This is a genomic window from Rhodanobacter sp. A1T4, from assembly GCF_014207185.1.
GTDB lineage: Bacteria > Pseudomonadota > Gammaproteobacteria > Xanthomonadales > Rhodanobacteraceae > Rhodanobacter.
In genome coordinates, this window is record NZ_JACHCP010000013.1 from 13,684 (window position 1) to 28,016 (window position 14,333).

At 59.8% G+C, this 14,333-nt stretch carries 15 protein-coding genes; 2 read left to right on the plus strand and 13 right to left on the minus strand.

Going from position 1 to position 14,333, the window contains the following annotated elements; genetic code table 11:
* Window positions 1-474: 474 nt before the first annotated feature.
* The 4 genes from HDE80_RS20815 to HDE80_RS20830 all read right to left on the minus strand — a co-directional run bounded on the left by HDE80_RS20815 (window position 475) and on the right by HDE80_RS20830 (window position 7,463).
* Window positions 475-1,905: a nitrilase-related carbon-nitrogen hydrolase gene (locus HDE80_RS20815; protein ID WP_184674101.1), complete on the minus strand. Its 1,431-nt coding sequence runs from the start codon at window positions 1,903-1,905 to the stop codon at window positions 475-477.
* Entirely contained in the window at window positions 1,889-2,470 is a 582-nt protein-coding gene (locus tag HDE80_RS20820) for a TetR/AcrR family transcriptional regulator (protein WP_184601678.1), read from the minus strand. The genes HDE80_RS20815 and HDE80_RS20820 overlap by 17 nt, the downstream gene beginning before the upstream one ends.
* A gap of 145 nt (window positions 2,471-2,615) precedes the next feature.
* Window positions 2,616-4,745 (minus strand): Atxe2 family lasso peptide isopeptidase, encoded by a 2,130-nt coding sequence (locus HDE80_RS20825; RefSeq protein WP_184674107.1) that lies wholly within the window; start codon window positions 4,743-4,745, stop codon window positions 2,616-2,618.
* A gap of 54 nt (window positions 4,746-4,799) precedes the next feature.
* A complete protein-coding gene (locus HDE80_RS20830; RefSeq protein ID WP_184674109.1) occupies window positions 4,800-7,463 on the minus strand; it encodes a TonB-dependent receptor in 2,664 nt (887 codons plus the stop codon).
* 261 nt (window positions 7,464-7,724) lie between these two features.
* On the opposite strand from HDE80_RS20830, the gene HDE80_RS20835 reads away from it, so the two are divergent.
* On the plus strand, window positions 7,725-8,045 hold the full coding sequence (locus tag HDE80_RS20835) for a helix-turn-helix transcriptional regulator (RefSeq protein WP_184674112.1): 321 nt from the start codon (window positions 7,725-7,727) through the stop codon (window positions 8,043-8,045).
* Window positions 8,046-8,050: 5 nt separating this feature from the next.
* Window positions 8,051-8,308 carry a hypothetical protein gene (locus HDE80_RS20840; protein ID WP_184674113.1) on the plus strand — a complete coding sequence of 86 codons (258 nt, stop codon included), beginning with the start codon at window positions 8,051-8,053 and terminating at the stop codon, window positions 8,306-8,308.
* Between the two features lie 10 nt (window positions 8,309-8,318).
* Here HDE80_RS20840 and HDE80_RS20845 read toward each other — a convergent pair whose 3' ends face one another.
* The 9 genes from HDE80_RS20845 to HDE80_RS20885 form a co-directional block, all read right to left on the minus strand.
* A complete protein-coding gene (locus HDE80_RS20845) occupies window positions 8,319-8,738 on the minus strand; it encodes a DUF2513 domain-containing protein (protein ID WP_184674116.1) in 420 nt (139 codons plus the stop codon).
* A gap of 567 nt (window positions 8,739-9,305) precedes the next feature.
* Window positions 9,306-10,727 carry a hypothetical protein gene (locus HDE80_RS20850; RefSeq protein ID WP_184674118.1) on the minus strand — a complete coding sequence of 474 codons (1,422 nt, stop codon included), beginning with the start codon at window positions 10,725-10,727 and terminating at the stop codon, window positions 9,306-9,308.
* A 363-nt stretch (window positions 10,728-11,090) separates the two neighbouring features.
* Window positions 11,091-11,633, minus strand: a complete 543-nt coding sequence (locus tag HDE80_RS20855) for a hypothetical protein (RefSeq protein ID WP_184674119.1) — start codon at window positions 11,631-11,633, stop codon at window positions 11,091-11,093.
* Window positions 11,634-11,726: 93 nt separating this feature from the next.
* The gene (locus HDE80_RS20860) at window positions 11,727-12,098 is read right to left on the minus strand and encodes a hypothetical protein (protein WP_184674121.1); all 372 of its coding nucleotides are present in this window, start codon (window positions 12,096-12,098) and stop codon (window positions 11,727-11,729) included.
* Between the two features lie 72 nt (window positions 12,099-12,170).
* Window positions 12,171-12,407: a hypothetical protein gene (locus HDE80_RS20865; protein WP_184674123.1), complete on the minus strand. Its 237-nt coding sequence runs from the start codon at window positions 12,405-12,407 to the stop codon at window positions 12,171-12,173.
* Between the two features lie 70 nt (window positions 12,408-12,477).
* The gene (locus tag HDE80_RS20870) at window positions 12,478-12,867 is read right to left on the minus strand and encodes a hypothetical protein (protein WP_184674125.1); all 390 of its coding nucleotides are present in this window, start codon (window positions 12,865-12,867) and stop codon (window positions 12,478-12,480) included.
* Between the two features lie 57 nt (window positions 12,868-12,924).
* Window positions 12,925-13,434, minus strand: coding sequence for a hypothetical protein (locus HDE80_RS20875; protein WP_184674127.1), 510 nt, complete (start codon window positions 13,432-13,434; stop codon window positions 12,925-12,927).
* A gap of 54 nt (window positions 13,435-13,488) precedes the next feature.
* Window positions 13,489-13,809 (minus strand): hypothetical protein, encoded by a 321-nt coding sequence (locus tag HDE80_RS20880; protein WP_184674129.1) that lies wholly within the window; start codon window positions 13,807-13,809, stop codon window positions 13,489-13,491.
* Between the two features lie 4 nt (window positions 13,810-13,813).
* On the minus strand, window positions 13,814-14,212 hold the full coding sequence (locus tag HDE80_RS20885) for a hypothetical protein (RefSeq protein WP_221437757.1): 399 nt from the start codon (window positions 14,210-14,212) through the stop codon (window positions 13,814-13,816).
* Window positions 14,213-14,333: the final 121 nt, after the last annotated feature.

The following is a 14,333-nucleotide window of genomic DNA, read 5'->3' on the forward strand; positions in this document are numbered from 1 at the left end:
TTTAGAAAACGAAATCGCTAGAAATGCCCAAATTTCAAGATCAATGACCTTGAGCGCCAACTTGATTCATAGGCAGATCCGCTGACGACCCGTTTCCGTCAGTCGCGAGCGTCCGCTTTGAGGAAGGCTGATAACCCGTGAGTGTTGGCTTCGTTACGAGATTCTGCGAAGTCAGCTCGCGAAGCGGGTGTGGGCATGAATGACTTGTCACATCTCAGCGAGCGCGCTGATCCTGACGTAATGCCCGTCAGGATCACGAAGCGCCAACTCTCTGATACCCGTGTTGGGATTCACATTGGGCTCCTCTTCGAGTCTGGTGATGAGCGCGTGGGCCCTGCCTGCCCTTGCGGGCAAACTATGCCCGTGCAAGCCAGAGACAGGTAGAGACCGCCAACGTCACCATCTTCGCAACGATAGTCTGGCGGAAAGCCTCGGCACCGTATTCGGTCAACGTCGGCGCGCAGCGGCAATCAATCAGCGGCGGTTGTGTGGTGGCCGGCGCGCGGCTTGTATCAGCAACGCCAGCAGGGCCGCCAGATCCATCCAGGCGAACCAGTTGCCCCAGCGTCCGTACAGCGTATGCGTCACGCGTAGCGGCAGGTCGCCCACCAGTTCGGCATCGTGTTTTTCGCTGGACGCCTCGACCAGCACGCGGCCACGGTCGTCGCTCAGCGTGAGGCGGCCGGAACGTGCCGCACGCGCCACGGCGAAGCCGCTTTCCACACCGCGCATGATCGCCATGCGGCTGTGCAGCCAGCCATCCACGCTGAAGTCCCATGCGGGCACCAGCAACAGCTGTGCGTCCCGTGCGGCATACGCCTGGCCAATGTCGTGGAAGTCCATGTCCTTGCATATAGCCAGGCCTACGCGGGATGCGCCCTCGAGCATCCGGTAGCTGTCGCCCGGCGTGTATTGGCTCTCGAATCCGGGAATAAGGTGGTGCTTGCTGTAAGTGCTCGGTACGGCCGCGCCCGGCTGAAACAGCATCACCATGTTGCGCTCCGCCCGCGGGTCACCCTTGAAGTCGATGCCAGCGTCCAGAGTCAGGTCGTGCTGCTGCGCTAGGGCAGCGAACGTGGGGACGGTGGCGTCGGCGGTGGCAAACGAAGTCTCCGGGATTACCACGGTGCGGGCGCCCTGGCCGGCGAGGCGATCGATCGCCGCCACATAGCGCGCTTGCAGCGCCTGGCCGTCCGGGGTGTGCAGTGCCGGCCGGATCGGCTTTTCCAGCGACACCAGACCGATCCGCATCGTGGCGGTCGCCGGTGCCTGCAAGCGCCAGCCGCCATAGGCGGCAGAGCCACCGAGCAGTAGCACGGTGATCGCGGCGACGGCCGCGCGGGCGCGCCTCGAAACCGCCGGTGACATCTGCATCGCGAGCGCAGCCGGCACCAGCAACAGCAGAAAGCCGATGCCCCAGAGACCAGTGACAGCGGCGATCTGAATCACCGGCAGCGCATCCATCTGGGTATAGGCGATACAGCCGAATGTGCCGTGCGGCGAAAACTGCGTGTTGAGGTATTCGATCGCGACCCATAGAGTCGGCACCGCCAGCGCCGCCGCGATCGCGCGGCCACGCCGCAGCAGCCGCCGGAACAGCAGCGTGCACAGGGTCAGCATCAGGGCGGGTTCGCCGATCACGAGAAGGATCGTCGCCAGCGGCAGGCCGATGTAACCGTGCAGGTAATCCCACTGGTTCAGCCCGCCGATGGCATACGCCGCGAACGCCGCCAGTGCGGCCCAGCGGGCGCGAATACGCGCTGCCAGCAGCAGCACCGGCAGCGGTGCCAGCCAGCTCAGCCACCACAGCGGATGCAGGCCGCTGCCATACCACCAAAGCAGCGCCGACAACGCCGTGGCGCTCAGCCCGAGCGCCAGCCACTTGCGATCAACATTTGATGCCATCGATCAGTCTCCCCAGCGATTGCAGATAAAAGTGGCGGAACTGCGCTTCGTCGTAGCTGAAGCGACCCGCGCGATACAACGCGATCAGCCCATGCGAGTGCGCCCACAGGGTCATCGCCACATCCCACGGATCGTCCTTGCGCAGTACACCGCGACGCATGCCTTCGACGATGGCGTCAGCGATGACGGTGAGCGTCGGCGACTGGCGCTCGCGGAAGTCCTCGGGAAAGCGTCGCGCATCGTCACGACGCAGCGAGAACGCGTGATCGAACAGGTGCGGATGGGTCAATGCGTAGTCCAGGTACGGTTCCAGCAGGGCGACCAGGCGCTTGAGCACGTTCGGGTGTTGCGCGCGCGCCTGCCATTCCTGCGCCACTGCGTTGAAGCTGTCGTCGGACAGTCGCTTGAGCAAGGCTTCGCGATTCGGGAAATGTCGATAGATGGCCATCGGCGTGATGCCGACCGCCTCAGCTACGCGGCGCATGCTGACGGCATCGGCGCCGCCGTTGTCAAACAGCCGGTGCGCGGCGCGTAGGATTTTTTCGGCGGTGCTTAGGCGAGGCATGTATACAGTGTATACATTCAATTACCGGTGCATCAAGTGACGCGCGGCGGGGACTTCCCGAAACGCGCACATGACTGCTTTGCGGCATGCATTTTCGGCAGCCGACTGGCCGGTGTTGGCCGATTCCACCCCCGGCCAACGCCAATCAGGATGCCGACGCGCCGATCACCACCGGCGCATTCACGTGTTCGCCTTTATCGGCGTGCGCCCGCGCTTTCATCTGCCGCCAACGGGCGTATGGCGCGGCCTTGGCCGGGTCGGGATCTTCGTAGCCCTGCAGCCAGAAGCGGAACCAGTCCAGATTTCTTTCGTACACGGCCAGCTTGTGCTTGGGTTCGAATTTCTGATGCGGCTCGTTCGGAAACACGTAGAGGTCGGCGCGGTGCGCGCGGATCAGCGGAATCTCGTAGTCCAGCGCATACAGGTACTCCTGTTCGGAGTGCTGAAAGAGAATCGGCGCGTCGATCCGATCCAGCTGGAACACCGGTGACAGCGCTTTCCAGCGCGCCGGTGTGTCGCTCGGCGAGCCCAGCCCCCACAGGCTGCGCAAGCCCTTGGCGAAGGCGTCGCCTTTCATGCTGCCCATCAGGTCGTACAGCGGCGACAGTACCGGATTGGCGACCGACGCGGCGGCGAGCAGGTGCGAGTGGGCGAGCGTCCACATCGTCACCTCGCCGCCGAAACTCAATCCGCCCATGCCCACGCGCGCACGGTCGATCTCGCCCTGGCGGGACAGCAGATCGATCGCGCTCTCCACCGCGGCCAGCCCTTCGCTATAGCGCGCCACCGCGTCCATCGTGAAGCCGGGGCGTCGGTCGATGCACAGCGCAGCGATGCCGGCCTGCGCCAGCGAAACCAACGGCCACTCGTCGCCTACGCCACCGCGCAGAAAGCCGGCGCAGCTGTAGTAGGTGATGAATAACGGCGTCGGGGCATCACCGCCACGTCGCGCTGAAAAGAACCAGCCCGCGAACCGTTGCCCGCTTTTGTCCTGCCATCGCAGCAGGCGCGCGGGTGGCGCCTTGAGCATGTCCATGGCGAGCGCCGCATTGGGGTCGAACAGCACGCGACGCTGTCCGCTGTCCACGTCGATGCGCTCCAGCCGCGGCGGACGATCGGCCTGCGCCGTCACGCACACCAGCGTCGCCGCCGACACGCCGCAGTTCGATGCGGTATCGCGCCCGCCGTTGGCCAGCCCATCGGTTGCTGCCACCACATGCACATCGCCGCTCGAAACATCCCATCGAAAAATCGACTGCGCCATGCCCATGTACGGGTCGGTGACGGTGAACAGCACCTCGTCATGCGCCGGCCGCCACTGCATCGCGCTGATGGCCTTGCCCGTGCACAGCGCCGACGCGCAGCGCACGGCGCGGCTCGCCTGCGCGTGCGGCAGCGCGGACAGCAAAACATCCGGTCGCACCTGCTGCCCCGTACCGTCGCCGATACGTGTGAGCCACGCCACCCGTTCGCCCTGCGCATCGGCCACGGACTTCCACGCATCGCCATCGACGCCGGCCGTCTTCTTCGGCGGTGATGGCGCGGCCAGCACCTCCGCATCGGCAAGCGCCCTGCGCGCGCCAGTCGCCAGGTCGATCTGCGCCCAGCGATCCGGCCGGTCGGCCAGCAACGGCAGGTGGTCGAACCACACCGTGCTGAAGCGCTGCGTCGCCATGCGTCCGCCGACGAAGCCGGAGCGGAACAGGCCCTGGCCGATCGGTACGCTCGCATCGATGAGGATGCCGTCGTCGTACTCGCCCTGCTCCGCCGCGCGCACTTCGTCTCGCGTCGCACCGACGCTGTAGCGCAGCACCCGTCCGCCCTCGCCCAGGTTGAAATCGCGTACGTCCGCCGCGTCGTGCGTCAGCGCTTGCGCGCTCGAACCGTTGGCCGCCGCGCGCCACACGTCGATCGCTCCGTCGATCAGGGCGAGGTAATAAATCCAGCGACCGTCGGGGGACCACACCAGCTTCGGCGACAGCGAGCCGCCCGCCGAATCGCGCAGCGGCACGCCGCCATCGCCGACGCGTCGCGGCCACAGCTCGTCCAGGCCCTGCACATACCACTCGGCGTCGTAGGTGTTGCGCGCCACCGACGCGCGCTCGACCCGAAACGCCACCCGCCTGCCGTCCGGCGACACTGTTGGGCTGGCGATATCCGCCACCTCCAGCAGCCGACGCGGCGACACCTCATCCGCATGGCACACGCACATGCCGGCAACGAACAACGCGCCGGCCACCCACAGCCGCCGCACAAGGCACTTCAACAAAGACATCGTCGTTCTCTCCCGCCAATGCGGGGTGCCGGCCGCGCCGGCACCCCGCCGGCATCACCAGTGCTTGGATACGGAAACGCTCACAAAGCGGCCGATCGGCGAATAGTTGGTCGAGTCGTACGCCGCCACATACAGCGGCGACGTCACCCGGTATAACGGCGGATCGCGATCGAGCAGGTTCTCCAGCGTCAAGGCGAATTCCAGCCCCGACAGCGCATCGTCGCGGGGGCCGATGGCATAGCGCAGCGCGGCATCGAACGTGGTGAACGAGGCGGATTTGATCCCGTCGATCCGGTTGGTCACGCCGCTGCGATAGTTCGCGAACAACGAGGCGGTAAACCCCTCCCGCTTCCAGTCCGCACCGACGCGGCTGCTGATCTTCGGCGGATTGAACAGCGTGCCCGACAGCGCGTACGCCGGCCCGCCGGCCACGGTCTGCTGCGAGCTGTCCAGCCAGCTGGTCGCGCCGCGCAGCGTCAACGCGCCCTGCCCCAGCTGGAATCGGTACGACCCCGACAGGTCGACCCCTTGAATGCGCTGCTGCGCGGTGTTGGCGTACTGCGTGTAGATAATCGCCGCCACCTTGCTCGGGTCGTACGGCGCGCCGACATAGTTGTAGAGCGTTTCCGCATTCGCCAGCACGTCTGCCTGTACCTGCGCGGTCGGCGCCGTGTCGACAAACGGCGCGTAGATCGGGTTGTTCAACGCCTGGCTTGAATTGGCGATCGGCTGAATCACCCGATCGCGATAGTCGATGCGAAACCAGCTCAGCTCCGCCTCCAGCTCGCGCAGCGCCTCGGGATGAAACGCCAGCGACACCGAGCGGGTGTCGGCGCGCTCCGGCGTCAGCTGCTTGTTGCCGCCGTCGAGCACCAGCACGGTGGCACCGGCCGGGTAGCCCACGCCGCCGAAACTGCTCGGCGAAAACAGATACGCGTTCTGCGCATAGTTCTGCTCGAACAGCGTGGGCGCCTTGAACGACTTGCCCCACGAGGCCTTCAACGTAAAGTCCATGTTCGGGTCGTACAGCAGGCCCAGCTTCGGCGTCGTTACGCCGCCGAAGGTGCTGTAGTCCTCGCCGCGCACCGCGGCGGTCACGTCCAGACGCTGCACCCCGCGCACCGGCTGGTCCGCGCCGATCAGCGGCAGATTGAATTCCGCATACGCAAACCGCGTGCCCTCGCTGCCGCGGAACGTATCGGCCGCGGTCACGTGGTCGACATCGCGAAACCCGTTGTCCCGATAACCGATGCCGGCCGCCAGCCGCGCATCGCCGCCGGGCAACGCAAACAGCGGGCCTTCGGCGCCCAGCTCGTAACTGTGGCTGGTATTGCAGTAGCAGGCATCCGTCAGAGCCGCCGCGCCGCTGGCCGTTATCGTCTGCACCAGATACTCGTGGTGCTCGCTTTGGCCGGAAGTCGCACTGAGGGTCAGCGACCAGTCGCCCGGCAGCCAGAATTCGAGACTCGGCGAGATCAGCGTCGTCGTGGTGTGCGGCGTCGCACGGCTGACGACGCCTTTGTAGTTGTACGAAAACAGCTGGTCGCGCGTGGTGCTCAGCGCATCCAGACGCAGTTCGGCAAAGTCACCCAGCGATTGGTGCACGCTGAGCAGGCCGCTGCGCAAATCGCTGCCGGGATACAGCGTGGCGGGGTCGACCAGCTGCGAGGTGTAACTGCGCTGGCTGCTGTAGATCGGGTCGACCGACGCGTCCTTGTACGTGGCGATCAGCCCGCCCGTGCTCCACGTGGTGCCGGCCGTGGCGTTGTACTCGCGCGTAGTCATGCCGCCCTGCGTCGCCGTGCCGAAGCGCGAGCCCACGGTCACGCCGTCGTAGTCGCGCTTCAAGATCACATTGCCGACACCGCCCACCGCATCGGAGCCGTAGATCGCCGACGCGCCGTCGGCGACGATCTCGATGCGATCCACCGCCTCCACCGGTATCGCGCTGATATCCACCGCCTGGGTAAAGCCGCCGTACGTCATGCGGCGCCCGTTGAGCAGGGTCAACGTGGCATCGGCACCCAGGCCACGCAGGTTCAGGCTCGATCCGCCGGTGAGGTTCTGGTTCGCGTTGCCTGCGCCGGCTAGGTTGCCGCTGAGCACACCGGGATTCTGTCCGCCGGAAAAATTCTGCGGCACGCTGCGTATCACCTCGCCGAGGTCGGAGAAACCCTCCTGCTGTATCTGCTCGCTGCCGATCGACACCACCGGCGACGGCGTGCTGCCGCCGCGGATGCGCGTGCCGGTCACGGTGACCGTGGCTAGTTGCGCAGCCGCCGGTGTCGCAGTCGATGCGGTCGTTGCCGCGTCATTGGCCGCCGAACGCGGGGCGGAGGCGGCGCTATCCGGCACGCGCACGATCACGATGCGGGTGTCGCCGGCCTGCCGATAAACGAGCCCACTGCCCTGCAGCAAACGGCCGAGCGCGTCGCGCCAGCTCATGCGGCCATGCACCGCCCTCGATTGCTTGCCCTCCACCAGCGCGGGCGGATAGTCCATTCGCAGCTCGCTCTGTTTGCCGAGCGCATCGAGCGCCGCGGCTAGCGTGCCTGCAGGTAGATCGATATCGGTGTCGATCGGCGAACCGGTCACCGCGGCCCGTGGCGCCGGGCTCGTATCCGCTGCGGCTTTCTGCGCCCGCGTCGGCTCGGCCGTACCGGTGGCAGCGACCAGCATGGCGATGGAAACGGCGTGTCGTAACGTATTTGTTTTCATAGTTGCGTCCTTTGCTTTCCCCTGGGGTTGGCCCTGTTGGCCTGCCGATCCGGTCGTGTCCCGGCCTTGGCAAGGTCGTCGGGCAAGAGCTGTTTTGTGTGTGGCTTGCGGAGGCGGCAGGTCTGGCATCGCCTGTCAAAAAACTCTCAATCGACTAATCCGATTGCCGCAGCATCGCCACAATGTTACTTATACGGTAACAGACAAGACAAAGGCAAGACTGCATGCTGGCTTCACGATTCACATCTTTATGGCAGTGCTTTGGACGACGCCCGCCTCATCTTTGCCAACCGCTTGCGCGCGGCCCGACTAGCATCAGGCCTAACCCAGGAAGCGCTTGGCGTCGCCACAGGGATCGCGGCTGAAGTGGCTCGCACGCGAATTAACCGTTACGAACACGGCGTCAACGAGTGCGACCTTCGCACCGCGAAGAGACTTGCCGACGCACTCGGAATGCCGCTCGCGGCGCTGTACGCGGATACAGACGAGATCGCGGAGGTGATCGTCGCGTTTGCGACGCTATCTCGCACTGAGCAACGGGCGGTGGTAAACGAGCTAAAAGCACGAGCTAAAAAACGTTAGACCTCATGCAACCAACGCACAAACAACACAATGCCTTTCTTGCTCACGAACCATTGCCAGGCGTCGCCTTTGAGCACAACGCATATGTCACGGTAGTTGGTGGCGAACACGTTGGCGACTCGGGATCTTTAGTAAGTGTTGAGGAGCTAGGAGATGACCCCGCCTATCTGATCGAACTGGAGTCCAACAAGGATGCTTACATTCCTCAATCGTGTTTGCGCATGGTTGATATCAAACTAGCCGTTCAAAGCGCAGAGCTTTGATAACCGCGTGCTATCCACCCAGTATTTGTTTAATCACGACTCCAGTGAGCGCCTTAATTGTGTCAAACGTCAGCTCAATGCCCTTTTTGCTCGCCGTCGATTTGATCTTTTCCCAGACCGTCGCAGATCGCATCGTGTCCAGCAAATCGTGCCCCGCCATCGTCAGGCGTGGCGCATGAATTCCAAACGAAATGTAATTATCCGCACCACGTGAAACCGTCAATCCATCTACGTAGCCGCTGTCAATGAGCAATTCCAAGTGGCCTGCAATGCGCTCTTCGAGCACCTTGTATTCCTTCACAACGCGTTCGTAACCCTGCTGGGTCAAGTCATCCGTCCACTTCGGCTCGTCGGGTATTTCCGCGAGAACGTCGTTACCCTCTTCTATATTAGTAAGCTGCTTGCGCAGAAGGTCCCAATCTCTTTTCATTACTTTCCCTGTCAATCTAGCTGTTTAGATGGTTCGACTGTACCGGCCCAGCGGCGCGACATGCTACGCATATTCCATTTACTCCAAGCGTCGCGTGATGCCGTGCAGTTCGTTAACCAGGTGCTTATTCCGATCAAACCCGCCGCCGATTCCACACTTAGGTCGGCAACCGGAAATGCTGTCAACCTACCAGCCAAAATGCCACTAAACCGGCCACCTGGAATGCTCCAAACCCGCCACCCCGCAGGCGATTGAACGGCATGCTCCAGTGATTCCTTCCGGTCGGCGAAGATCTGGCAAGGGACCACCGCGAAGATCTACGCGACCGTCCCAGATCGGCCAAAAATTGACGTTCGTAGCCGCTTCAGGAGAAAGCCCTGGACGGACGGCTTCGCACCTGAAAGCAGCCGTCCGCAGATCCGCATCTCTTACGGTCACCAATAAGAACGGTTCGGCGATGAAGCCACGGACGAATCGAGCAGTAATGGCTTTTGCTGGCGCAAAGTTGGTCGCGAGTGACTGACCATTTGAAGCTCAGTCGACTTCCCGATATGTAATCGCATGCATTTAAGCCGCTTTGGGCGGCTGCCAGCCCAAGACAGGTCCGACGTGGACCGAAATTCCATGGGCAAATGAATCCTGCTGATAAGGAGCACCGCAATAGAGGATAGCCGCGCATGTGTTAGCGAGAATTTTGTAAATACCATTTTCAGTTCCGCAGCTGTACAACAATGCGAAACTGAAACTTCTTTCACCGTGGAAAGCATCGACGGTCATATAGAGCGCCTCATCGTCGGGCTCATTGACCTTCACACTCCAGCCAGCATCGCGTAAAGGTCGAACCAAATCCGTCATACATTGCTGGGAAAGGAGCGCCTTGCGGAGGAGTACGCCATTGTCTGCTGGCAATGGCGGAACCAAGCGCCCATATTTTCGGAAATGATCCTGTTCGGCGAGCTTCAGCTTCATCTGAACATCGCCCCGAAGCAGCGCCTGTTGCCATAGCAAGGTGCTGTCGTCATTCATGGCAGGGAGAAAAAACGAGACGCTATGAGAGGCGTCGTACCAGGATTCGATGGCTGCGAGTGTCGCAAGCGCGACCACCATTCGAGCGAAATTCGCCGGTTGCTGCCATGACGCCGCGGTGCCGTGCGCGAACATGTGTCGATTCAGCCAGGTCACCCCCTGATATTCGTGGGTATTGCAGAAAAAATGATTCTTGAGCCACCTTCGAAATGTTTCAAAGGCGAAAACACGCTCGTCTTGCCCGAATAGATAGTCACAAGTCTTATACTCTGGCGGCACCCACATACGGTCAAAATGTAGTTGTGCAGCAGTCTCTATTGCGCGGTTCACAGCATGATCAATCTTGTCCGGTGCGGTAGCCTTTGTACTGAGATCAGAAACAATTCTTGTGAGACTGCCTTCGATCGCCGGTATCAATGCTCCGACACTGGTAGCCCAATAGCCGCTATATGCGCCTAGATAAGCTTCCCGCGCTAATGGCACGATTTCTTTAAGGCTGCGAGCGAGGGGCAAGATCTGTTCGATGCAAACCGCCTGGAAGGCCAATGTATAAAGGGTTGACGTGTGATATTTGAAAAGATCGAGCGCCCGCTCTCTCGTCACATGCCTGACGGAAGCAAGTAGCTTAGAAATTTCACCCATCGGTAGCCATAGCGGCATAAACCACTCGACTTTGTCCCAAAGATCGGCTTGGTCGTCGTGTTGTTTTCGCCTTATTTGCCAGTTCTCATCGCCGGAAACCGGAATGGTCGGGAAGCATGCTTTGCCACCTTCGACGATCAGAACAATGCACGGCGTCGGATGGAAAACCCCGACATCTGCAAGCTTCGCGACCGGATTGATAAGCCGCTTTTCGCTAGCCCATTTTTCAATGAGTTCTGGCGTCAAAGCGTTCAGTGACGTCTGATTAAGCGACCGACACCAAATTCCACTGAATTCGTCCTCCAGATTGGAGAAAGACATTGAACCCATCCAAAGTGCAATCGTCGTTAATTTTGCTCAGCAATTTACCACTGTTCTCCGGACACTGGTGCCGCCGAGCATAGGAGTAAATGAACGTCTGTTCCAACTTGAAAGCGGTCGGATATGTCGCGCCGAGTCGACTGCCCGCAATTGGTGGATAGTGTTGAAAAACTCCGACTTAACAAATAGACGTCCAAATTCTTAATCGCGATGGCAACGACAATTCAATTCTGTACAAATTTGCACATTCAGGCCGACAGAAAGCGATTGTCACGGCCAGATTTTTCCGCTTTAAACGATCTCGAGTTTTCGAAGCGAGTTTTTCAACACTATCGGTGGAAAGCAGACATTCGCCTAGCTAGCTCATCCAGCCGGAGAGGCAACGACACCGCTTGTGACCGCGGCCTTGCCGGCGCGACACTCAAAGCGAAACGCATAGTTGCGACTGAAAGACTTAACTTCGCCGATATCCTGAAGACCCTTGCCGTCTGGAGCAGCACTCCAACGATCGATTTTGAGTGGAGAGAAATTCCACTGCAGAGCGGCCGTGCGCACTGCATGTATGAACTCGTGTCTGCTCGGAACAGCCTTCGCCTCGTCTGCGACGCGCACTTCATTTACTTTGCCCGTCTTGTCCACTATGAGCAGCGCTTCAACTTCCTGTGCTGGCGGGCACGTCGGCAGCTGGTCCGCTGGGTAGACAGGTGTTGCCTGTTTGACAAGCGCCCCACCACTCAAGGTATCGCCCGGTTCCATTGTGTAGTGGGAGCCATCCGACGGAGTGTCTTCTCGCCATGACGCATTACCGGCTGCCGTGGGCGACGGAGGTTTCGTCTGGGGCGTGGTGCAGCCGGCAACCAGTAGACATGCAGAAATCACCACCCATATCGAACTTTCGCGTCTCATCTATTTTCCACTATCGGGTTCAGCACCAGCACTGCCGCCATTATCGTTTCCATCATTTCTGTCCTGAGTCATGTCCGCTTTGGGTGGCGGACCTTAGCTCCGGCCATCTTGCGAGATACATTTGCCGCGAACTAGTAAAAACGTAAGCGCCGCAACCATACCCGTGGCGAACCCTTCGGGATGCTCCCACAAGCGTCCTTCGTCAGAAAAACTGATCAATAGCCAGCCAATGAGCGTTCCGGCGAAGAGGATTGGCAAGCGTTCCAAGAAGCTCCAACGCCTAAGAAGAAGGTAGGCCGGTAACGCAAGCAGTACGGTGCCAACAAAGGTGAAAACCAAGATGAGTCCAAGGAAACCTAAGCTCTGGCTAGGCATAACTCCAGTACGGCGCAAGTGTTCAACAGTTACGAACCACCAATAGAGCAAGCTTGCCGTCATCAGTATTGAAGGTACGAGAGATTTCACGGTGTGAAGCCTAACGCTGGAGTTAAACGGCGCCGAAGGCGTCCGCCTTGAACGAGTTGTTAGGCCAACCGATCACTTGGCAGAAAGAAAATACGAGCCGATGAGAACAACTAAGCAGGCCAGCGACAACAGAGCAAAACCCACGACCCAGCGCCAGTAGCTTTCAGGATCTTCAGAGCGAAGCACGCGGCCTTGATTGGTTGGGAATACACCCGTAACAAGCACGATTGGAACAAGCAACAGTAGCCCAAGCGCAATAGCAGCCAGCGGCCAATTGTGCTGCAAATGAAGAAGGAAGTTAGCCTGCACAAATTTTCCGATTGAGGCCTAACGCCTGAATTAAGCCGAGCCGCAAAGCGGCTTCGGCTTGAACGAACTGTTAAACGGCATCATAGCGCCGCAGTCTCCGATCTACGATGTAACCAATTGCCCCGCCTACCGCAATTGGTACAAGCGCGTAGATTGGAATAAAAATTAGCGCGATAGCAGCTTGCGCGTCTGCTCTTAGGTCTAGAGCAGTATGCGCCCAAGTAAGGAAGCCGAAGCCAAGTAGGCATGGTGCAACTAGTGAAGTTGGCCGCCGGTACATGAAGCTAATTGCAAGGATTGCACCCCATGCGATGGCATTGAAAGCCGCGAAAAATAGCCAACCACCAAGACTCTCGTCGGTGTACTGCTGAAGCCATTCGATACCATGTGGCAAGCGTGCTGCATAAGGCAGCAAGACTCCAACCAGCACCAGTATGAAACGAGCATTGCGCATAGTCATATATGCCGCCTAACGCTTGAATTGAGCGGAGGCGTAGCCGTCCGCTTGGATGAAATGTTAGGCAATGCGCCTGAAATCTGTTTTTGACTGAACCAAGCTTGTTGCAAGTTCTGGCGACGAATCAAGAAGTGCGGAATCGGGGAGCCAACGAATTGCTCTTGCCCGAAGTAGCAATATCCCGTCTGGATAACGTACGGAACGAGGATAAGCGCTCCATTCGATTTTACTCTGCACGCGAGAATTAAATGTGGTTAGGCCTTCAACGGAGATAGTAATGGTTGTATCCAGGCCAAAATCTTTAGACTTTAGAAGCCGTTTTAGAATAAGCGCCTTGGTTAGATACACAGAACCAGCACAGACAGCCACAAGCAAGACGGCGCTAACTAGCGCGCCGGATGTCCAGGGGGCGCGAGTTATAAACGCGTAGGCTAAGACAAGCAGGGGCAACGCAGCTAGAAGCCCGAATTGAACATGAAGATGCAGCAGAAACGGCTTTTGCTGATAGTAGCGGTCAACCACCTTGCGGAAGTAGTTCGAGTCGGGCTTCAGCTTGTAAGTAATATCCATAAGGCCTAACGCTGAAGTTAAGCGGCGCCGAAGCCGTCCGCCTTGAAAGAGATGTTAGGCACCTTTGCGGCGACGTTGTAAAAATGCTCCTGCAAACGCGCTAACCCAGCCGAACAAGAATACATATGATGCAGCAGAAAGGACGGTGGAGCGCATCGTGGGGTCAATGGCGACGAAGTTTGCGTAGCGCAGGCCTCTAACCACTTTTGTATTGGCTGCGATCCATGCCGCCTGCTGCGCTAACGGCACACCGCTTAGATTGGCCGACGCAGCGGTAGGGATGTAGGTGTAACTGCCGAGGAAAAAGATAAGCAAAACCAGCACGACCAAGGTCGCGACGAGAGATACCGCAGCACTCGTAAAGAAAATTCGCATCGTGCTAAGAGTCCTTTCTGATGCCTAATGCCGAACGATTGCGACGCAGAGCAAGTCCGACACGTGCGAGCAACATTACAGCAAATGCAACCGCAGCCACTTGGACAAGCACGGGATGACTGGTTGGCAAGTTAGGTTGAAATGCGAGCCAAAGCATACCGAGCGCAAGAGCAAGCAGGGCAACAGCAAGCAACAACTCCGCGATTCGGTTGGAAAGGGGAAATGTCAGAAGTGGTGCTGCAACAAGCAGGAATCCCACACCGGCAACATAGCCAGCGATAGGGCCGGTTTTGACCGCGCCCGATGCCGCCACGAAGAGCCAAGTCACTCCGAGCAAGGCGGCTAACGCGCCCCAAAGGAAGCTGAAAATCTTTATCAAATTGCGGAGCTTCAACTTGGTCACCTAACGCTGGAGTTAAGCGGCGGCGTAGCCACCCGCCTTGAACGAATTGTTAGCGCAGCCTTGGAGCTACGACAGCGCCAGCGTAGCCATGAAAGCCAAGGCCAGAACTGCTGTGATTGCC